Source organism: Azospirillaceae bacterium (assembly GCA_028283825.1).
Taxonomy (GTDB): Bacteria; Pseudomonadota; Alphaproteobacteria; order Azospirillales; family Azospirillaceae; genus Nitrospirillum.
Genome location: JAPWJW010000004.1, coordinates 101,335 through 120,313 on the forward strand (window position 1 = coordinate 101,335; position 18,979 = coordinate 120,313).

Annotated in this window: 16 protein-coding genes; 6 read left to right on the plus strand and 10 right to left on the minus strand. The window is 68.0% G+C overall.

Annotation, left to right across the window (positions count from 1 at the left end; genetic code table 11):
- Positions 1-3: 3 nt before the first annotated feature.
- The 5 genes from PW843_24790 to PW843_24810 form a co-directional block, all read right to left on the minus strand.
- Entirely contained in the window at positions 4-2,157 is a 2,154-nt protein-coding gene (locus PW843_24790) for a tetratricopeptide repeat protein (GenBank protein MDE1149781.1), read from the minus strand.
- Positions 2,158-2,161: 4 nt separating this feature from the next.
- Positions 2,162-3,247, minus strand: coding sequence for a DUF3857 domain-containing protein (locus PW843_24795; GenBank protein ID MDE1149782.1), 1,086 nt, complete (start codon positions 3,245-3,247; stop codon positions 2,162-2,164).
- Positions 3,248-3,349: 102 nt separating this feature from the next.
- The gene (locus PW843_24800; GenBank protein MDE1149783.1) at positions 3,350-4,267 is read right to left on the minus strand and encodes a U32 family peptidase; all 918 of its coding nucleotides are present in this window, start codon (positions 4,265-4,267) and stop codon (positions 3,350-3,352) included.
- A gap of 14 nt (positions 4,268-4,281) precedes the next feature.
- On the minus strand, positions 4,282-5,271 hold the full coding sequence (locus PW843_24805) for a U32 family peptidase (GenBank protein ID MDE1149784.1): 990 nt from the start codon (positions 5,269-5,271) through the stop codon (positions 4,282-4,284).
- Positions 5,271-5,930 (minus strand): SCP2 sterol-binding domain-containing protein, encoded by a 660-nt coding sequence (locus PW843_24810; protein ID MDE1149785.1) that lies wholly within the window; start codon positions 5,928-5,930, stop codon positions 5,271-5,273. Before PW843_24810 ends, PW843_24805 begins: the two co-directional genes overlap by 1 nt.
- Before the next feature lie 191 nt (positions 5,931-6,121).
- On the opposite strand from PW843_24810, the gene PW843_24815 reads away from it, so the two are divergent.
- Positions 6,122-7,159: an MBL fold metallo-hydrolase gene (locus PW843_24815; GenBank protein ID MDE1149786.1), complete on the plus strand. Its 1,038-nt coding sequence runs from the start codon at positions 6,122-6,124 to the stop codon at positions 7,157-7,159.
- A gap of 73 nt (positions 7,160-7,232) precedes the next feature.
- Here PW843_24815 and PW843_24820 read toward each other — a convergent pair whose 3' ends face one another.
- Positions 7,233-8,087 carry a helix-turn-helix domain-containing protein gene (locus tag PW843_24820; GenBank protein ID MDE1149787.1) on the minus strand — a complete coding sequence of 285 codons (855 nt, stop codon included), beginning with the start codon at positions 8,085-8,087 and terminating at the stop codon, positions 7,233-7,235.
- 253 nt (positions 8,088-8,340) lie between these two features.
- On the opposite strand from PW843_24820, the gene PW843_24825 reads away from it, so the two are divergent.
- Together PW843_24825 and PW843_24830 are read left to right on the plus strand one after the other, a co-directional pair.
- Positions 8,341-9,489, plus strand: a complete 1,149-nt coding sequence (locus PW843_24825; protein MDE1149788.1) for an FAD-dependent monooxygenase — start codon at positions 8,341-8,343, stop codon at positions 9,487-9,489.
- A gap of 40 nt (positions 9,490-9,529) precedes the next feature.
- Entirely contained in the window at positions 9,530-11,038 is a 1,509-nt protein-coding gene (locus tag PW843_24830; protein ID MDE1149789.1) for an aldehyde dehydrogenase family protein, read from the plus strand.
- A 112-nt stretch (positions 11,039-11,150) separates the two neighbouring features.
- Here the strand turns inward: PW843_24830 and PW843_24835 are convergent, their stop codons facing one another.
- Positions 11,151-12,344: an MFS transporter gene (locus tag PW843_24835; GenBank protein ID MDE1149790.1), complete on the minus strand. Its 1,194-nt coding sequence runs from the start codon at positions 12,342-12,344 to the stop codon at positions 11,151-11,153.
- A gap of 112 nt (positions 12,345-12,456) precedes the next feature.
- Here PW843_24835 and PW843_24840 point away from each other — a divergent pair, with 112 nt between their 5' ends.
- Complete coding sequence (locus PW843_24840) at positions 12,457-13,383, plus strand: LysR substrate-binding domain-containing protein (GenBank protein MDE1149791.1); 927 nt, start codon at positions 12,457-12,459, stop codon at positions 13,381-13,383.
- A 56-nt stretch (positions 13,384-13,439) separates the two neighbouring features.
- Positions 13,440-15,815, plus strand: a complete 2,376-nt coding sequence (locus PW843_24845; protein MDE1149792.1) for a glycoside hydrolase family 31 protein — start codon at positions 13,440-13,442, stop codon at positions 15,813-15,815.
- 62 nt (positions 15,816-15,877) lie between these two features.
- On the opposite strand, the gene PW843_24850 is transcribed toward PW843_24845, so the two are convergent.
- The gene (locus tag PW843_24850) at positions 15,878-16,474 is read right to left on the minus strand and encodes a helix-turn-helix domain containing protein (GenBank protein MDE1149793.1); all 597 of its coding nucleotides are present in this window, start codon (positions 16,472-16,474) and stop codon (positions 15,878-15,880) included.
- A gap of 75 nt (positions 16,475-16,549) precedes the next feature.
- On the opposite strand from PW843_24850, the gene PW843_24855 reads away from it, so the two are divergent.
- Entirely contained in the window at positions 16,550-17,299 is a 750-nt protein-coding gene (locus PW843_24855; GenBank protein ID MDE1149794.1) for an SDR family oxidoreductase, read from the plus strand.
- A gap of 75 nt (positions 17,300-17,374) precedes the next feature.
- Here PW843_24855 and PW843_24860 read toward each other — a convergent pair whose 3' ends face one another.
- Together PW843_24860 and PW843_24865 are read right to left on the minus strand one after the other, a co-directional pair.
- Entirely contained in the window at positions 17,375-17,737 is a 363-nt protein-coding gene (locus PW843_24860; GenBank protein ID MDE1149795.1) for a DUF1330 domain-containing protein, read from the minus strand.
- Positions 17,738-17,887: 150 nt separating this feature from the next.
- Positions 17,888-18,841 carry an aldo/keto reductase gene (locus tag PW843_24865; protein ID MDE1149796.1) on the minus strand — a complete coding sequence of 318 codons (954 nt, stop codon included), beginning with the start codon at positions 18,839-18,841 and terminating at the stop codon, positions 17,888-17,890.
- Between the last annotated feature and the right edge of the window lie 138 nt (positions 18,842-18,979).

Consider the following 18,979-nt stretch of genomic DNA (forward strand, 5'->3'; position numbering starts at 1 on the left):
ACGTCAGGGCGTCACGCCATACTTGGCGTATTCCTTTTCGGCCTCAGGGTCGGACGCCTGGACTTTGGCGATATCGGCTTCACCCGCTTCGCGCTCACCTTTGCGCAGGTGAGCGATGCCGCGACCGTACCGTGACATGTAGCGGGTGGGCATGATTTTCAGCGCGTCGTCGAAATTGGCGATTGCTTCGTCGTATCGCTCCAACCGCAACAGCACAAAGCCCCGGCTGTCCAACGCTGCCGACCGGGCGCTTTGGGACTGCTCCATCGCCAGCGACGCGTCACAGTCGGCCAGGGCGCTTTGCAGATCACCGCCCATGGTGGCCTTGACCCAACACATATTGTTCAGGCCGACTGGGTTTTGGACATTGGCCCGAGCGGCCACGAAATCCGCGTTTTCCAAGTCCGGTTTCCCCATCTTCGCGTACAGAAGCCCCCGTTGCAGCAGGGCGTCCGCGTTGCCGGGCTTGGCGTCCAGCGCAGCCGTATAGGCCGCAATGGCACCTTCCATATCCCCTGCCTTCACCGCCAAGGACGCGCGCTCGCGATATGCCGGGACGAACTTGGGATCCATCGCCAGGGCGGCATCAAGGTCTGCGTTCTGACCGGCCAGATCTTCCACCGGCCGCACCCGCGCACGGTTAAGATAGGTCGCCGGCTGTGGCTTCAGTTCCAGGGAGCGGCTGAAGGCCTTGAACGCATCGGCGTTCCGTTCCAGCATCCTGTAGATGGTACCGCTCACGAAGTGGGCATCGGCCAGATCGGGGTTCGCCGTAATCACCTTCACCGCTTCATCCGCCGCCTTTTCCTTGTCGTGCATCTCCAGATAAAGGCTGGCGCATTCGGCATAACCCTGCGTTACATCGGGCTGAATCCGCAGCGCTGTTTCCATGTCGGCCAGGGCATGGGGGTAGTCGTCCAGGACCGAATAGGCGCGCGCGCGTTGGGTTAGCGCAAAGGTGTTGTTCGGGTCGATTTCCAGCGATGTGGTGAAAGCGGCGATGGCGCCTTTCATGTCCGCCTGATCCAATGCCATCATGCCGCGTCCACGGAAGGTCACGGCGTTGCGGGGGTCGGCGGCATCGGCAAGGTCGAAATCCCGGCGGGCCAACTCGAAATTACGTTTATAGTAAAAGGCCTGCCCCCGGTCGGCCAGTGCGGTCGCGGACTTGGGATTCAGCGCCACGGCGCGGTCGAAATCGGCGATGGCATGGTCAAGATCGCCAGCCGTCATCAGGTCGTTGCCCCGCGTGATATAGTCATCAGCGGTAGTCAATTGCCGGGCCTGTTCGACTTCGATGTCCTTGGGCGTCAACCTGTACGCGGACGGCATGTAGACGTAAACCGCCGCCGCCGCCAGATCGCGCAGGGTCTGCTGTGCCGCCGGGGCGTCGGCGGCCGGGAACTCGGGCACCGTGCTGCGCCGGGTGGTCTCAACCGTGAAGGTTCCGCCCTTCAGGCCGGCGGAACGGCGGTACCGCACGCCGGCGACGGTGCTATCCACGTCGGCGCGGTTGCTGATCGTGAAGCCCCGGCCGTCGTAAGGCAGCAAGATGGTCTCAGCGGTGCGGGTATAAAGGGGGAAGGCGGTGACGTAAGGGGCGTCGTCGTGAGGGCCGGGCGTGCGCTTGAAGTCCGCGCGATAGCCCACGCCGGTGCCGTCCGTCTCATAATTGCGGCGGGACCAGTCCATGTGGGCGGTGCCGTCCATGACCAGGGTCTCCGCCCCCGTCCCCGGGTCGTAATTGGCCGAAACCGACTGCACGTCCACGAAATCGTACTGCTTGCGCCAATAATCACGCAGGCCCCGCTCCAGCTCCGGCGGGGCGTAGTTGGCCAGGCTCAGCTTCAGGCCCACGGCGGCGTCGCCGGTGAAGACGCTTTGCACATGGATGGGGGCCGGGGCGTGGACGCCGGCGGTGGCGTCGATGCGGATGTCGACATTGCTGGCCGGCCGGTCCAGCGGCTTGGGGATGACGGGCACCAGCGTAGCACCCTTGGCCGCCAGGGGCAGGCCCCAGTGGAAATTCGGTATCTCCAGATCGTCCAACCCGCGATCACCGGTGCGCGTGCCGTCCAGCCAATAGGCCTTGCCGTCCAGGGTGGCCCGGACCAGCACATGGTTGAAGTTCTCCAGCGCCGGCAGGCGCGCGTCCATGCCGTCACCGGCCTGGTGTATTGACCAGCACCGCCTCCGCCGGGATGTCCAGTTCATGCAGCAGGGCCAACAGCAGCACGGTCTTGGCCTTGCAGTCACCGAAGCGCCGGGACCACGTCTCGTCCGCCGTGGCCGGCACCAGGCCGCCGTCGTTCAGCCCCAGGAAGACATAACGGATGTGGTCCTGCACCAGGGCCAGGGCCGCCGCGGCCTGGGCCTTGCGGTCGGGGGACGCCGCCTTCAGCCGGGCCGCCTCCGCCTTCAGGGGCGATCGGTCGGGCAGGACGGCCGCCTTCACGAACAGCGGATACATCAGGCCGGACACCGCACCCCAGGAGGGGAAGTTGCTGAATTCCGCCCGGCGCAGCTGGACGAAACGCAGGGGCGCGCCGGCGGGCTGGACCAGGGGCTGGACATCGTCCTGCGCCATCGCCACCTCCACCGCGTCGCCGTCGCGGGCCTGCTTCATGTCCTTCAGCGCCTCGCTGGCCTGCCAGTGCATGGCCACGTCGTGTGACCAGCGGGCCCGCAGGCTCATATGCGCCACGGGATAGTCGGCGGGGCCCTCCAGCGACCAGTCGGTCATGCCCTTCAGCACCGGATCCACCCGCCTGATGGAAAAAGCCAGGCTGAGGATGTCGCCGACGCGCAAGTCTTCCGGTTGCAGGGTCGCCGTCAGCACGCCGTCCAGGGCCGCGTATTCCAGGTTCATCTCGCGCCGCAGCACGGTGAAGGACTGGCCGGCCAGCACGTCGATCACCCGGCCATCGCGCAGGATCTGGACCTTGTGGATGGTCAGGGTGTCGGTCGACGGCTTCCAGGGAATTTGCAGCGTGCCCACGGCGGCCAGACCCTGGGACGTCTGGATGCGGGTTGCCGTCTCGGCGTAAACCTCCAGCCCTTCCGCCGTCACGTTCATCTGCTGGTCCTGCAGCAGAATCTGGACGGCGGCCCCGCTTGCGCCCGGCGCGGCGGGAAGGGCGACGGGCTTGACCCAGGCCGGCGGCGGCGCCTGCACCGGTTGGTCGGCCGCATACGCGGCATGGGCCAGACACAAACTGACGAAAGACCCGGCCCAGAAGCGACGCATACCCGGCTACCCCCAAAGTGTAAGTTGGGAGGATAGCGGGCCGCTGGCCTTTTGCAACTCGGCGGCGTGACAGGTTCGTAGCATTTTTCGTGCAGAAGGCGCTTATTCCGCCGGCGCGCGCGGGCGATAGGCCATGCCCTCCGCCCCATGGAAGAAGCCGTTGCTGAACCGCTGGCCGGGGCACAGGTCACGCAGGCGTTCCTGGCCCTGCGCCACGGTCATGGTGTTATCCAGCACATCGCGGAAGGTGTGCGCCACCGCCACCATGTCGCAGTCCTGGGGCGACAGGCGGAAGCGATCGACGCCGATGTTGCGCAGGCGCCCCATTTCTCCCAGCAGGTCGAGATAGCTGCCCGACAGGGTCTGTACCCCGTTCACCGCCAGGAAGGGCGCGCCGTCCAGGGTTTCCAGGTCCATGCCGTCGGGGTGCTTCTCACAGACGTAGCGGCAGCCGTCCTTGTGCAGGCCGTGGGCGCGGGCGTGGTAGCAGCGGGCGGAAATGGCCAGCGGCAGGCGGCCGAAGGCCTGGACCTCCAGCTGCGTGTTGGTGATCAGCGCCGCGCGCGCCAGCGCCAGGATGGCGTCAGCCGTCAGTTCGCCCGGCAGGCAGACGCGGGTGGCGCCCTGGCGGGCCATCACCTCCAGCGTGCCGGGGTTGTAGACCGCCACCAGCGGGCCGATGGCGTGCGGCCGGCCGGCGCAGGCGGCCATGGCCGTCAAGTCGTTCGCCTCCACCAGATGATCGGCGCCGGCCGCCAGGTCCATCACGCTTTGACGCTCACGCGCTTGCATCACCAGGGCCAGGCTGGCCAGCACCACCTCCTTGCCGCCCCGTTCCAGGCGTTCGATCATCTCGGGGATGTGGCTGTCGAAAAAGGGTGCCCGTTTGGAACAGACGACCTCGCCCAGGACGACGGTGTCGACCGGCGCCTCATCGGCGATGCGGGCGTAGAAGTCGCGGCGCACGGCCGTGGTCCAGTGGAAGTTCAGGGGGCCGAGGGTCAGCTTGGCGCTAGGCATGGTCGTGGGTTCCCTCAGCGCCAGCGCCGGTCATAGGCGCCGGCGGTGGCGCGGCCGCCTTCCATCTCGCTGGCGAGATCCGGCATGCGGAAGCCGCCCTGGGCGGCGGCGTCGATGGCGCGGCGGAATTCCCCCACCACGCGGCTGACATAGGCGCGGCCGCGCTGCCGTCCCTCGATCTTCAGCGCCTTGACGCCGGCGGCGATCAGGCCGGGGATGTGGTCGGCGGCGTTCAGGGACGTCGGCTCCTCGAATAGGTAGCCCGTGGCGGCGTTGGCGCGGAACCGGCCCTTGCACAGGGTGGGATAGCCCGCCGGCGCGCCGGCCGGGTGGCGGTCGATGGTGACGTCGCCCAGGCGGGAGGCGACGGCGCCATCGGCTTCGCGCCGGAACTGCACCTGGCTGGCTGGCGAACAGACGCCATGGGTGTTGGGTGACTGCCCGGTGACGTAGCTGGACAGCTGGCAGCGCCCCTCCGCCATGACGCACATGCCGCCGAAGGCGAACACCTCCGTCTCCACCGGGGCCACGGCGGCGGTCAGGGCCGTCACCTCCGCCAGGGTCAGCACGCGGGGCAGCACCACGCGCTGCACGCCGAAGGCCGACGCCAGGTAACGGATGGCCTCGGGCGTGGAGGCGGCGGCCTGGACCGACAGGTGCAGGCGCAGGTGTGGATGGGTGGTCGTGGCATGGGACAGCAGGCCCAGATCGGCCAGGATGACGGCATCGGCCCCGGCGTCGGCGGCGGCATCCACCGCCTGGTGCCAGATGGCCTCCTCCCCCGCCCTGGGGAAGGTGTTGATGGCGATGTACAGGTGCCGGCCGGCCTGATGGACGCGGCGCACGGCGGCCTTCATCTCATCCCGGCTGAAGTTCAGGCCGGGGAAGTTGCGGGCGTTGGTGGCGTCGGCGTAACCGCAATAGACGGCGTCGGCCCCGGCCTCCACCGCCGCGTCCAGCGCCGCCGGCGTGCCGGCCGGGCAGACCAAAGAGAGGGGGGCCATCAGTGAGCGTCCTTCACCATGACGCCCGGCAGCACCATGCCCGGCAGGGCGGGCGGGGGCGGTGCGCCCGGGGCCCCGCGCAGGGCGCCGGCACCCACGTGCAGCAGGCGGTCCAACGTGTCGTAGCGTCGCTGGCCGGCGGCGAACAGGCGATCCATCAGCCCACCGCCACCCAGGTCGGTCCGCAGGTCGATGCCCGCGCCGTCCACGGCGTTGCGCAGGATCAGCACGGCCTCCATATCGCCCTCAATCATCAGCTGCCGGCTGAAGAACAGGGAATCCCCGTCGATCTTGCCCTCCAGCAGGGCCAGCAACTGCGCCAGCGGGGCCCGGATGGTGGCGGCGGCGTGCGGGGCCGGGGCACCGTCGGCGACGGGGAACAGGCCGGGGTTGAGGCCGGCCGGGCGCAGCAGCAGGCGGACCGGCAGGTCGGCCGGATCGATCAGGAAGGCCTTTTCCCCCAGCACGCCCAGGCGCTGGAACACCGCAGCCTTGCGGCGACGCAGCCGGGCGAAGGCCAGGCGCGCCACCAGGCCGGCCACCGGTCCCGCCAAGGGATCGCCCTTCAGGCCCAAGGGGAGGGGCGGCAGCATGCCCAGCAGCAGGCCGGCCAGCAGCAGGGGCGACAGCGGCGGTGGATTGATGGGATCAAGGCTCATGGGACGGGATTCCCCAAAGGACCAGGGCGCCGGCCCAAGGGATGGTCCGGCGGCGGAATGGGCACTTTCCGGGAAGGGGCCGGCGATGTCTTTGACATGGCACAAAGATAGGCGCGCCCCGATCTTGAATTGGCGGGCCGCCTTCCGACTTAACGGAGGCTGGTGCAGCCTGGGAAATGTGCAGGGCCTGAATGACGACGAACCCCTACTACACTGGCCCCGCCAGCGATCACTTCGACGGCCTGCGTTTCTTCAACCCCGGGCAACCGACCACCGACCGTTCCTTTGGCGACATCCTGCGTTGGCGCTTTGGCGGGACGCGCCCCACCACCTGGCCCAAATTCGTGGACGTGCGGCAGGTGAAGCCGCGGCCCCGTGTGGATGGCCTTGTCATCACCATGGTCGGCCACGCCACCGTGCTGGTGCAGGTGGCGGGCCTGAACCTGCTGGTGGATCCGGTGTGGTCGGACCGGGTCAGTCCCGTCAGCTGGGCCGGCCCCCGCCGGGTGGAGGCACCGGGCGTGGCCTTCGACGATCTGCCGCCGATCGACGCCGTGCTGCTGACCCACAACCACTATGACCATCTGGACGTCCAGACCCTGCGCCGGCTGTGGACCGTCCACCGGCCGCGCATCCTCAGTCCCCTGGGCAACGACGCCGTGGTGGCGCGCGAGGTGGCGAACGATGAGACCGGCCCCATCGCGGTGGAGGTCGGCGACTGGCACCAATCCATTTGCCTGGGCGAGGGCGCCACCGCCTGGTTCCACCCGGCCCACCATTGGTCGGCGCGGCGGGTGGGGGACCGGCGCATGGCGCTGTGGTGCGGCTTCGTGCTGACCACGCCCTCAGGGCCGGTCTATATCGCGGGTGATACGGGATACGGCGACGGCGCCATCTTCCGTGACGTGCGCGACCGTTATGGCGAACCCACGGTCGCCATCCTGCCCATCGGCGCCTACGCCCCGCGCTGGTTCATGAAGGACCAGCACGTGGACCCCGACCAGGCCTTGCGCATCATGGCCGATTGCGGGGCCCATCAGGCGCTGGGCGTGCACTGGGGCAGCTTCAACCTGTCGGATGAGGAACGCCTGGCGCCCAAGCAGGAACTGGCGGCCGCCCTGGCCCAGCGCGGTGTGCCGGCGGATCGCTTCATCGCCGTGGCGCCGGGCGAGGTGTGGCAGGCGGCGGACCGCTCCACGCTGTCCCCGCCGGCCGCCGCTGCCCTTTAACGGCAGAAGGGCCGCCGTCGCCGGCAGCCCCTCTCCCCAATCTCCCGCCGAAGCGGGCCCATCAGCGCCGCGCTTAGTGCTCCACATGCTCCATGCGGCGCTCCAGCGTCCAATCCCAACGCCGGGTGGGCATGGCATCCTTCAGGTCCGCCTGGAACTCGTCGGTCCAATCCGCGTAGGCCTCGCCGATGCGGGCGGCGGCGTGCTGCAGTTCCGGCAGGAACTTGGCGCGGAAGGTCGCCTCGGGCAGGGCCTTGTCCATGAAGCGCATGCCGACACAGCCCAGCAGGGTGCTGCCGCTGAAGATCGGCACCGCGGCGGAGGATTCGCCCCGGTACTGCCGGATGTTCATGGCGTAGCCCAGCTTGTTGATGTGGGCCAAAATCTTCTCGATCAGGTCGCGCTGGCGGCCGGCCCCTTCCATCTGCCCGTCGGAACCCAATGCGATGTCCAGCAGGGCCTCGCGCTGGGCCGGCGGGCTGAAGGCCAGGTAGGTCTGGCCGGCGGCGGTGTTCAGCAGGTTCAGCCGGACGCCGGCGTTGTAGCGTTCCAGCGCCAGCGGGCTGTTGCGGTCCGTGGTGTAGCGGACCAGCATGGAATTGCCCTGATTGGTGCTGAGCGACACCGGCCAGATGACCTTCTGGCCCAGCTGGGTGACGATGGGCTGGGCCACGTCGGCCACCCAGGTCTCGTCATCGAAGCCGTCCGACAGGCCCCGGACCAGCACCGTCAGGCGGTAGCGGTCGTCGGAGGTGTCGCGAATGGCATAGCCGGCGGAGCATAAAGTCTCCAGCACCCGGTAGGCCGTGGTGCGGGGAAGGTCGATGGCGCTGGCCACATCGGTGACGGTGACACCGTTGCGGCTGTTCAAAACTTGCAGAACATCAAGCACGCGCAGCATGGCGCGCACAGGCCGGATCTTGTCCAATTCCCAATCTCCCCGATCGGTCAATTTTATGACAGGGACGGTATCATGGGGTTTGGCCTAAAGTTAGCCTATAAATATACCAATAGGGCTTCTCCTCGCACTGCGATAACTTTTCGGGCGCCGCATTGTCCACCTGGTGGTGTCCGTCCCGTGGACAGCCGGTGGGCGCGCCTTGGCCCGCAAGGGCTTATCACCGCCTAATCACCCCTGTGGCCGGCGACGGACCGGCCGAACGGATAGGGGCGGCAAGCCTATGGAAAAGGCGCGGATTACCATCGTTGGGGGCGGCATTGGCGGGCTGACGACAGCCATTGCGCTGCTGGGCAAGGGCTTCGACGTCACGGTGCTGGAGGCGGCCCCGGCGTTCGCGGAAATCGGCGCCGGCGTCACCCTGTCGCCCAACGCCATGAAGGGCTATCTGTACCTGGGCCTGTCGGAAACCATCGCGGCGGCCGGCGTGGAACCCTCGCGCCAGCGCATCCAGCATTGGTCCGACGGCCGGGTGCTGCGCGCGGTGGACCGCGGCAACATGCGCGACAAGCACGGCGCCCCTTACGTCTACATCCACCGCGCCGACCTGCACGCCATCCTGGTGGATGAGGCGCGGTGCAAGGGCGGCACCCTGCTGACCAACGCCCGCGTGGTCGGCACCGACGGCCCGGTCGCGGTGCTGGAGGACGGCCGTCGGGCCGAGGGCGACATCCTGATCGGCGCCGACGGCGTGAAGTCCGCCGTCCGTCAGGCGTTCGAGACGGCCCCGGCCCATTTCACCGGCCACATCGCCTGGCGCGCCCTGGTGCCGGTGACCGAGGCGCTGACCGACCTGGTGCAGTGGCCGGGCGTCCACATCGGCCCGCAGCGCATGATCGTGCGCTACCCCGTGCGCAATGCCACCATCCTGAACATGGTGTTCTTCGCCCGCCAGGACGGCTGGACGGAGGATGGCTGGACCATCCGCGCCCAGCGGTCGGATCTGGAGCAGGTGTTCGCCGGCTGGTGTCCGGAGGTGCAAACCATGATCGCGTCGGTGCGCGAGGACGCGCTGTACAAGTGGGCGATCAATGCCCGCAAGCCGCTGCCCACCTGGGTGGCCGGCGACAATGTGGCCCTGCTGGGCGACGCCGCCCACGGCATGACGCCCTTCATGGGCCAGGGTGCGGCCTGCGCCATCGAGGACGCCATCGTCCTGGCCCGCGCCCTGGCCGCCAGCGACACCGCCGGCGAAGGCCTGCGCCGATATGAGGCGGCGCGGCATGAGCGCGCCACCTTCATCCAGCAAGAATCCAACGCCAACGCCGACCGCATGCAGGTGGAGGACGCGGAACTGTTCGGGCTGAAGGCCGTCCGCAATGAGGATAGCCTGGGCTTGTTCGACTACGATTGTGCCACGGTTCCCGTCTGAGTTCCCGTCTGATACCCGCCAGCCTGTCCGGAGAGTTCCCATGCCCGCCCCCCAGCCCTTCGACGGCTTGCCCGTCCTGCCGGCCGTCCGCGATTTCCTGGCCGAACGCCACGGCCTGCTGATCAACGGCGCCTGGACGCCGGGGGCGGGTGACGGCATCATCACCGACGATCCTGCCACCGGCCTGACCTTGGCGGCGGTGGCGTCCGGCGGGGTGGCGGACATCGACGCCGCGGTGGCGGCCGCCACCCGCGCTTTCAACGGCGGCTGGGGCCGCAGCCTGGGCCCGGCGCGCGCGCGCCTGATGACCCGCCTGGCCCGGTTGATCGAGCGTGACGCTCGCCTGTTCACCGAGCTGGAGATCCTGGACAACGGGATGCCCACCTTCATCTCCGCGCTGACCATCAACAACGTCGTGGAGATGTTCGACTACTACGCCGGCTGGGCCCTGCGCATTGAGGGCGTCACCACCACCCCGCCGGCCCATGTGGCGGCGGAGGCCGAGGCCCTGACCTACACGGTCAAGGAACCGGTGGGCGTGGTGGGCCTGATCGTGCCGTGGAACGTGCCCCTGTCCACCCTGGTGCTGAAGCTGGCCCCGGCCCTGGCCGCCGGCTGCACCGCCGTGGTCAAGCCGGCGGAGGAAACACCGCTATCCGCATTGCTGCTGGGCCGGCTGATCAAGGAGGCCGGGTTCCCCGACGGCGTCGTCAACATCGTCAACGGCCCGGGTGAGGTGGTGGGGGCCGCCCTGGCCGCCCACCCCAAGGTGGACAAGATCAGCTTCACCGGGTCGACCGAGGTGGGGCGCAAGATCGTGGTGGCCGCCGCCGGCAACCTGAAGAAGGTGTCGCTGGAACTGGGCGGCAAGTCGCCGGTGGTGGTGATGCCGGACGCCGACCTGAACCTGGCCATTCCCGGCGTGGCCATGGCCACCTTCTTCCTGCAGGGCCAGAACTGCATGGCCGGCACCCGTATCTTCGTCCACAAGGACATCCACGACCGGCTGGTGGAGGGCATGGTGGCCTTCAGCCAGACCTTCAAGCTGGGCCACGGCCTGGACCCCACCGTGCAGTTCGGCCCCCTGGTCAGCGCCGGCCATGCCGCCCGGGTCATGGGTTTCGTCAGGCGGGGCCAGGAACAGGGTGCCAGCCTGGTGGCCGGCGGCGTGCAGCCCGACCGGCCCGGCCACTTCCTGCCGCCCACCATCTTCACCGACGTGAAGACGGACATGAGCCTGTTCCGGGATGAGATCTTCGGGCCGGTCATGGCCATCAACAAGCTGGACACCACCGACATCGAGGAAATCGCCGATCTGGCCAACGACAGCGAATACGGCCTGTCGGGCAGCGTGTGGACCCAAAGCCTGTCCACCGCGCACAAGCTGGCGTCGCGCATCCGCTCCGGCCAGGTGTCCATCAACTGCCACGGCGCCATCGGCAACAACATCCCCTTCGGCGGCTATCGCCAGTCCGGCTGGGGGCGCGAGTTTGGCCGGGAAGGCATGGACGGCTATCTGGAGACCAAGGCCGTCACCGCGCGTTTGTGATGCTTATGCATCGCCCTCAAGCGCCGGGCGCCGGCATCCGCCGGCTTGGCTGATCCTCCCTTTCCAGTCCGCCTTCGGCTCCCCGGAAAGGTCCGGCGGACGCGGTCGCGTCCTACATCCCTTCCGGCCTGGTCAGGAAGGGGCGCAAGGCCAAGACCATGGGGATGATGGCGGCGGCGGTCAGTGTGGCCGCCACGACGCCGATGGTGCGGTCGGAATGGTCGGCGATGGCGCCATAGGCGATGGGGGCCAGCCCGCCGGCACCGATGACGCCGGTGTAGAACAGGGCGAAGGCCCGCCCGACCTCGCCATTCTTCGCCAGTTCCGGCACGGTTCCGTACAGGACGGAGGAGGTGCCGTTGAGGACGATGCCCAGCAAGGGCAGCAGTGACAGGGTGGGGTTGAGCGGCACCATCAACGTCGTGATCATGAACAGGGCCGTCGCCCCTTCGGTGATCACCACCGTCCAGACAACGCCGAAGCGCTGCCCCAGCGGGCCGCAGCAGGCCTTGCCCAAGGCGCCGCCGGCGAACAGCAGGGCCAGGCCGATGCCGGTGGTCGCCCCGGTGGCACCCTTGCTGTGCAGCAGGAAGGGCAGGAACAGCAGGTAACCCATGCGCGTGGCGGTATCGAACGCGCCGATGGCCAGCAGCAAGCCGAAACCCCGGCCGTTGCCGCCCGCCGTGTAGGACTTATCCTTGGGCAAAACAGCGGGCTGCGGCGGTATCAGGGCCAGCAGGCCCAAGGCGGCCACCAGTCCCACCAGCCCCATGATGCCCACCACGGGGCGCCAGGCGAACACGGGCAGCAGCAGGGCGACGACTGCCGGGAAGGTGGCCTTGCCCAGGTCGCCGGCGAAATTGTAGATGCCCAGGGGCCCGCGCGCCGCCCTGCCATAGGTTTCCGTGACCAGCAGTGAGGCGCGCGGGTGCTGCACGCTGGACCCGATGCCCGCCAGGACCAGCCCGGCGCACAGGCCGGGGAAGCCAAGCGGCAGGGCCATCAGCAGATAACCGCCAGCGGCGATCAGCGTGGCCAGCGCCAGGGCGGCACGGGGGCTGAGCCTGCCGGTGAACCGGCCCGCCGGCACCTGCAAGCCGCCCATCGTTCCGGAGTACAGCGCGCGCACCAGCGCCAACCCGGCATAGGAGAGGCCAAACGCCTCCTGCCAGACAGGCAGCAGGGCATAAAGCTGGTCGGTGTAGCCGTCATGCAGCAGGTGGGCGAGGCAGGCGCCCAGCAGGTTGCGCCGCTGTGGTGAACGCCTGGCGTCCGGTTCCTCGCGCGCCCAATCGACGGCTGCCACGGCGTTGCCCCACTGGTTTGCGATGTCTGGCGACGACCCTATACCCGTCAGTTTTTGTCGAATAGAGTGAGGCTTCTCACGCGTTCTGTCCGCTTTTCTCACGGGTTCTCCCATGCGCCGCCTGCCGCCGCTCAATGCCCTGCGTGTCTTCGAGGTCGCGGCCCGGACCGGCAGTTATGCCGAGGCCGGCGCCGCGCTGGGCCTGACCCATGGCGCCGTCAGCCGGCAGATCGCCCTGCTGGAGGCCTGGCTGGGCCAGCGGCTGTTCGTGCGCACGGGACGGCGCATGGTGCCGACCCAGGCGGCCCGCGCCTTCGCGGAGGAGGTCAGCCTGTCCTTCGACCGCGTGGTCATGGCGGCGGAGGCCTGCGGGCGCCCGTCCGCACGGCGCATCCTACGCGTCAACGCCCCCACCACCTTCGCCATGCGCTGGCTGATCCCCCGCCTGGAACGCTTCCATGGCGAGCGCCCGGATGTGGAGGTGGTGGTGACCACCGCGACGACGGTCCATGGCGAACTGCGCGGCGGCTTCGACCTGGCCATCCGGCGCGGCGTGGCGGAACAGTCCCTGTGGCCGCAGTACCGGGCGGTGCATTTCCTGGATGAGGCCGACACCGTGATCATCAGCCCGGCCCTGTTGGCGTGCCTGCCGTTGGACCAGCCGGCCGATATCGCCGGCCACGTCCTGCTGGGTAGCGAGACGCGGCCGGGGGACTGGACCGATTGGCTGGAACGCGCCGGCCTGCCCCACCGCGCCGAACAGCGGCGGCGGATGTTCGACCATTTCTTCGTCACCCTTCAGGCCGTGGCCGACGGCCTGGGCATCGGCGTCGGCCCCCTGCCTGTCCTGCAAGCCGACCTGGACAGCGGGCGCCTACTAACCCCGTTCCCCGACATCACCGTATCCCGCACCGGCTACGTCGCCCTGACGCCCTTCGACGCCAACAAGACACCGGCGCTGACGGCCTTCATCGACTGGCTGGTGGCGGAAGGGGCGGGGGCCGCGACCCCCGGTGGTATTTCGACCGCCGGCGATTAGCAGGCTTGGCCTGGGTCAGATTTATAGTACTTATGTCCCCATAAAATCAGGAGGACATGGATCTCAAGATGGTGGGTTCAAGGAAGAAGACGCCGTTCCTGCGGGCGGCACTGGCTGGTTTCGTCTCCGCGCTGGCCCTGACCGCTGCGGCCAAGGCCGAGCCGATCACGGTGCTGGATCGCGCCGGCGCCTGGGTCTCGGTCGAGGGCTACGGCCCCAACGTGGTGCGCGTCACCATCGCGACGGAGAAGGATGAAGCGCTGAAGGCCCCCGGCTACGGCCTGATCCCTGAGGCCGCCAACAACGGCGGTTTCCGGCGTACCACCGACCAGGGCGGCGACAGCTTCACCTCCAATGCCCTGACCCTGCACGTCGACGCCGCCAAGCCGCCGCGCGTGCCCAGCCAGATGGAAAAGTACTTCGCCCCGCAGCTGCCGCAGGTGAACCTGCAGGTGAAGAACGCTCAAGGCGAAGTCGTGCTGAACATGGACGGCTGGTCCATGGCGCCGCACACCGTGGCGGGCGAGAAGACCTACCAGGTCGGCGCCAGCTTCAAGTCCCCGGCGGATGAGCATTATTACGGCATGGGCCAGAACCAGATGTCGCTGGGCCCGCTGGATCTGCGCGGCCGCACCATCGACTGCAAGCACTGGTACGACGCGCCGGGGGGCGAGACCGTCTGCATCCCGGTGCTGGTCAGTTCCAAGGGTTATGCCATCGTCTGGGACAACCCGTCCGACACCATCCTGAACGCCGGCATCAACGGTGCCACCTCCATCGCGTCCAACGTGGGTGAGCGGGTCAGCTTCTTCGTCATCACCGGCGACACGCCGACCGACATCTATGGCGCCTATGCCCGCCTGACCGGCCGCACGCCCATCCCGCCCAAGGCCGCCTTCGGCCTGATCCAGTCCAAGGCGCGTTACGACAGCCAGGATGAGATCCTGCGGGTTGCCAAGACCTACCGGCAGAAGCAGTACCCGCTGGATATCATGGTGCTGGACTGGTTCTACTGGACCCGCATGGGCCAGATGGACATCAACCCGGCCGAATTCCCCAACCCCGATGCCATGAACCAGGAACTGCACGCCATGGGCATGCAGTCCATCGTGTCCATCTGGCCGCGGTATGAGACCTCGGGCCGCTATTTCAATGAGTTGGACACCAAGGGCTATCTGCTGAAGGACGAGGACGGCAAGACCGTGGACGGCCTGCCCTTCCGCTCCGACCGCACCGGCGGCCTGATCGATTCCACCAACCCCGCCGCCCGCAAGTGGTTCTGGGAACACGCCCGCGACAACATCCTGAGCCATGGCTTCGACTATCCCTGGCTGGATGAGACGGAACCGGACCTGGTGCCCGATGGCTTCTTCTATTCCATCGGATCCGGCGACCGGTACCACAACGTCTTCCCCCTGCTGCATGTGGAATCGGCGACGCAGGGGTTGAGGGCGTGGAAGCCCAACCGCCGGCCCCTGATCCTGGCGCGCGCCGCCTACCTGGGATCGCAGCGCACCGGCGGCCTGTTCTGGTCGTCCGACATCAGCCCGCAGTGGGAGGTGCTGCAGCGCCAGATCCCCACCGGCCTGAACATGACGGCCTCGGGCATCGCCTATTGGGGCAACGACATCGGCGGCTGGCAGTACCTGCCGCAGACCACCAGCTACACCGGCACGCCGCTGGTGAGCCCGGCCGGTGCCGAAGATGTGGTGGGCCAGAACCACGACTATCCGGAACTGCTGGTCCGCTGGTTCGAGTACGGCACCTTCCTGCCCACCCTGCGCCTGCACGGCGATCGCAAGCATACCGAGATCTGGGCCTTCGGTCCGGAGGCGGAGGCCATCATGGCCCGGTATGACAAGCTGCGGTACGCCCTGATCCCCTACCTGTATTCCCAGGCCAAGGCGACGTACGACACGGGCGTGCCCTTCATGCGGGCCTTGTGGATGGACTTCCCCCACGATCCCAACGTGGCTGACCTGGGCACGGAATACCTGCTGGGCCCGGCCTTCCTGGTGGCGCCGGTGACCAAACCGGGCCAGACGGAGAAACAGGTTTATCTGCCCGCCGGCACCGATTGGTACAATTACTGGACCAACCAGAAGCTGGCCGGCGGCCAGTGGGTCACGGTGGCCTCGCCCATCGACCAGATCCCGCTGTTCGTGCGCGCCGGTTCCATCCTGCCGCTGGGATCCGACGTGCAATCGACGGCGGAGAAGCAGAAGATCGTGGCGCTGAAGGTCTATCCCGGCCGTGACGGCAGCTTCACAGTCTATGACGATGACGGCCTGAGCCTGGATTACGAGAAGGGCAAGGGCGGTCAGACCGCCACCCTGCGCTGGGACGACAAGGCCCGTAAGCTGACGTCAGACGGCTCGCGTGAGCCCTTCGCCAAGGCGCCTGCTGACCTGGTGCAGGTCATCGGCAACTGACCGGAGCGGGGCGCCCACTGAAATGGGCGCCCCGTTTCACTCTGTTCGCACCGCCCCCGGCGCTATGCGCCGCGTGACGGTGTGAAAAGCCCGGCGGTCGCGACCTCGACACGCCGGCGCGCGGCCGTCTCATCATCGCCAAATCGGTCGACGGCCCAGGACAGCGCCGTCACCAGCTCGAACACTTCGCTCGCCGTGACGGTATCAACGGCGGCACCCGCGTCCCGCGCCCGTTCGAGCAGGTGTTCCGTGGCGGCCATGAGGGATGCGACCGGCGGGCTCATCGACGACTCCGCCGTGCCGCTGGCGGCGGCGACGCATTGGGGCAGATCGTGCCAAAGCCGCAGCTGCCAGGTCAACCACACCAGCCATCCGGCAAAGGCGTCACGGGGCGCAAGCTCGCGACCCAGCCTTTCCGCCTCATCCATTGCAATGGCGATGCTGGCCTCCATCACGGCGGCGAGCAGATCCTCCCGTGTCGGGAAATTCCGGTAAAGCGTCGCGTTCCCGACCCCGGCGCGGACGGCGATCGCGTCCAGCGACGCGAGCACCCCCTCCGTCTCAAACACCTCCCGCGCCGCCCGCAGGATGGCATCGCGGTTCCGCCGGGCATCGGCGCGCAGGGGCCGGAGTTCCTTCACGCGTTTATCAGCAGCCATCGTCCGTTGCCTTGAAAAAGCGGGGGCTGTCCCCATTTATATGGGGAGTGCCCCCATATATCCCTGGAGTAAGCGATGACCGTATCTTCCGACAAGGCCAATCCACGCATTGATGGCCGAATTGTCCTGGTTACCGGCGCGAATGGCGGCCTGGGCCGGGAGTTTGTCCGGCAGGCGATCGAGCGCGGGGCCGCGAAGGTCTATGCGGCGGCGCGCTGGCCCGAAAGCTGGAATGATGACCGGATACAGCCGCTGCCGCTCGATATCACCGACGTGGCAGCGGTCGCGAGCGCCGTCGCGGCGGCGCCCGACGTCGATCTGCTGATCAACAACGCGGCCATCGCGCCGTCGGGCGATTCCATCGCCGGCCCGGAAGCGGAACTGCGCCGCATCTTCGAGACCAACTTCTTCGGCTCATTGCGCGTCGCCAACGCCTTCGCCCCCGTCCTCGGCGCGAACGGGGGCGGAACCATCCTCAACATCCTGTCATCGGCCGCCTGGGTCAGCATGCCGACCGCCTATGCGGCGTCGAAAGCGGCCTTCTGGTCGGCGACCAACGCCTTGCGGTTCGAACTGGAAGGGCAGGGCACGCAGGTGACGGGCCTGCTGGTCGGCATGATCGATACGCCGATGGCGGCCGGGTACGATGTCCCCAAATCCAGCCCCGCCGGCGTGGTGGCGCAGGCTTACGAGGGCGTCGCGTCCGGGGCACTCGAGGTGTTGGCCGACGATCTCACGCGCGATCTGAAATCGCGGCTGAACACGCCGGCGGAAGGCTTCTATCCCTGGATGCACGCCCAGCTTCGCGCGTTCTTCGCCGGCTGATCAAGGTTGGTCGCCGCCGCGCGGGCATGGCGTGCGCCCGCGCGGCGGAACCAGCCAGCAATCAGGCGTCTCGCGTCAAACCAGGCCGTCGATAGGCTTCAGGGGCTGCAGCACGATGTCGGCGATGGCCGATACGCCGACCTTGAACGCGATCTGGTATTCCGGATCGGCGACCATGTCCTTGAACGCGGAGCGGCGGGGATACTGAACCAGCACGGCGGTATCCCATCCCTGTTCCCGCCCTTCGGTAAGCGCCGGAAGGCCATCGCCGCCGAACAGGATCTTCGCGCCGAACCGGGCCAGGATCGGCTTGGCCATGCCCAGATATTCCAGATACCGGTCCCGGCCGCCATCGGGCGCGAACCGGATGAGGTTCAACATCACGACCTCGGTATCGTCCTCTTCGGTCAGGAACGCTTCCAGGGCGGCGGGGGACAACGCGACCATTCATTTTTCCTTTAACGTGGCAGTGCGCTTGGGGTTCTTCCCCCAATTGCTAACCCGTCGGCGTGCCGGAAACTGTCAGGAGCGGTCGCCGCCGGGCGGGCATGGCGTGTGCCCGCGCGGCCAATCCGGCAAACGTCGGCCTCAGGCCGGGGCGCTGGCGGCGTCCAGTTCCGCGATGGCGTCGGTATCCAGCGTCAGGCGCGTGGCCGCCACCAGATCCGCCAGTTGTTCCACGCTGGTGGCGCTGGCGATGGGGGCGGTGATGGCGGGCTTGGCCATCAGCCAGGCCAGGGCCACGGCGGCGGGCTTGGCGCCATGCCGGGCGCCGACCGTGTCCAGGGCCGCGACCACGCGGAAGCCGTGATCGTTCAAGTACTTCTCGACATGCCGGGCGCGGGCCTTGCCGGCCGCATCCTCCTTAGACCGGTACTTGCCGGTGAGGAAGCCGCTGGCCAGCGAGAAGAACGGGATGACGCCCACCTTCCGCGTCAGACACACCTGTTCCAACTCGCCTTCGAAGGCCGGCCGTTCCACCAGGTTGTACAGCGGCTGCAAGGTCTCATAGCGGGGCAGGCCGTTGGCGGCGCTGACCTCCAGCGCCTGGGACAGGCGGGCCGCGCTGTAGTTGGACGCGCCGATGGCGCGGACCTTGCCCGCCTTGATCAGCGCGTCATAGGCGCCCAGCGTTTCCTCCAGTGGCGTGCCCTGGTCATCGCTGTGCGACTGGTAGAGGTCGATGTAATCGGTGTTGAGGCGCGCCAGGGATTCGTCCACCGCCTGGCGGATGCGGCGCGCGGACAGGCCGGTCTTGCCCTCGCCCATGTCCATGCCGACCTTGGTGGCGATGACGACATCGTCGCGCCGGCCGCGCTTGGCCAGCCAGCGGCCGATGATGGTTTCCGACTCCCCGCCAGTGTGGCCGGGAACCCAGCGGGAATAGACATCCGCCGTGTCGATGAAATTCAACCCCGCCTCCACCAGCGCGTCAAGCAGGGCGAAGGACCGGGCCTCGTCCGCCGTCCAGCCGAAGACGTTGCCGCCGAAGCAGAGGGGCGGGACCTTCAGGCCCGAGCGGCCCAGTTCGCGATGTTCCATGGCGTTCTTCCTCAGCGGGTTGCGTTTTGGGGCGCCCATGCCAGGACAGGGGACCGTCGATGTCAACCGTGGGGACAGCCGATGATCGAAAATGACGCAGGATGCCGCCTGATCCCGAACAAGAAAAACGGGGGCGCC

What these genes read in the sequence shown, in the direction of transcription:
- PW843_24790 (MDE1149781.1), bottom strand. Translation starts at nt 2,157, where the DNA reads ATGGACGCGCGCCTGCCGGCGCTGGAGAACTTCAACCATGTGCTGGTC.
- PW843_24795 (MDE1149782.1), bottom strand. Translation starts at nt 3,247, where the DNA reads ATGCGTCGCTTCTGGGCCGGGTCTTTCGTCAGTTTGTGTCTGGCCCAT.
- PW843_24800 (MDE1149783.1), bottom strand. Translation starts at nt 4,267, where the DNA reads ATGCCTAGCGCCAAGCTGACCCTCGGCCCCCTGAACTTCCACTGGACC.
- PW843_24805 (MDE1149784.1), bottom strand. Translation starts at nt 5,271, where the DNA reads ATGGCCCCCCTCTCTTTGGTCTGCCCGGCCGGCACGCCGGCGGCGCTG.
- PW843_24810 (MDE1149785.1), bottom strand. Translation starts at nt 5,930, where the DNA reads ATGAGCCTTGATCCCATCAATCCACCGCCGCTGTCGCCCCTGCTGCTG.
- PW843_24815 (MDE1149786.1), top strand. Translation starts at nt 6,122, where the DNA reads ATGACGACGAACCCCTACTACACTGGCCCCGCCAGCGATCACTTCGAC.
- PW843_24825 (MDE1149788.1), top strand. Translation starts at nt 8,341, where the DNA reads ATGGAAAAGGCGCGGATTACCATCGTTGGGGGCGGCATTGGCGGGCTG.
- PW843_24830 (MDE1149789.1), top strand. Translation starts at nt 9,530, where the DNA reads ATGCCCGCCCCCCAGCCCTTCGACGGCTTGCCCGTCCTGCCGGCCGTC.
- PW843_24840 (MDE1149791.1), top strand. Translation starts at nt 12,457, where the DNA reads ATGCGCCGCCTGCCGCCGCTCAATGCCCTGCGTGTCTTCGAGGTCGCG.
- PW843_24845 (MDE1149792.1), top strand. Translation starts at nt 13,440, where the DNA reads ATGGATCTCAAGATGGTGGGTTCAAGGAAGAAGACGCCGTTCCTGCGG.
- PW843_24850 (MDE1149793.1), bottom strand. Translation starts at nt 16,474, where the DNA reads ATGGCTGCTGATAAACGCGTGAAGGAACTCCGGCCCCTGCGCGCCGAT.
- PW843_24855 (MDE1149794.1), top strand. Translation starts at nt 16,550, where the DNA reads ATGACCGTATCTTCCGACAAGGCCAATCCACGCATTGATGGCCGAATT.
- PW843_24865 (MDE1149796.1), bottom strand. Translation starts at nt 18,841, where the DNA reads ATGGAACATCGCGAACTGGGCCGCTCGGGCCTGAAGGTCCCGCCCCTC.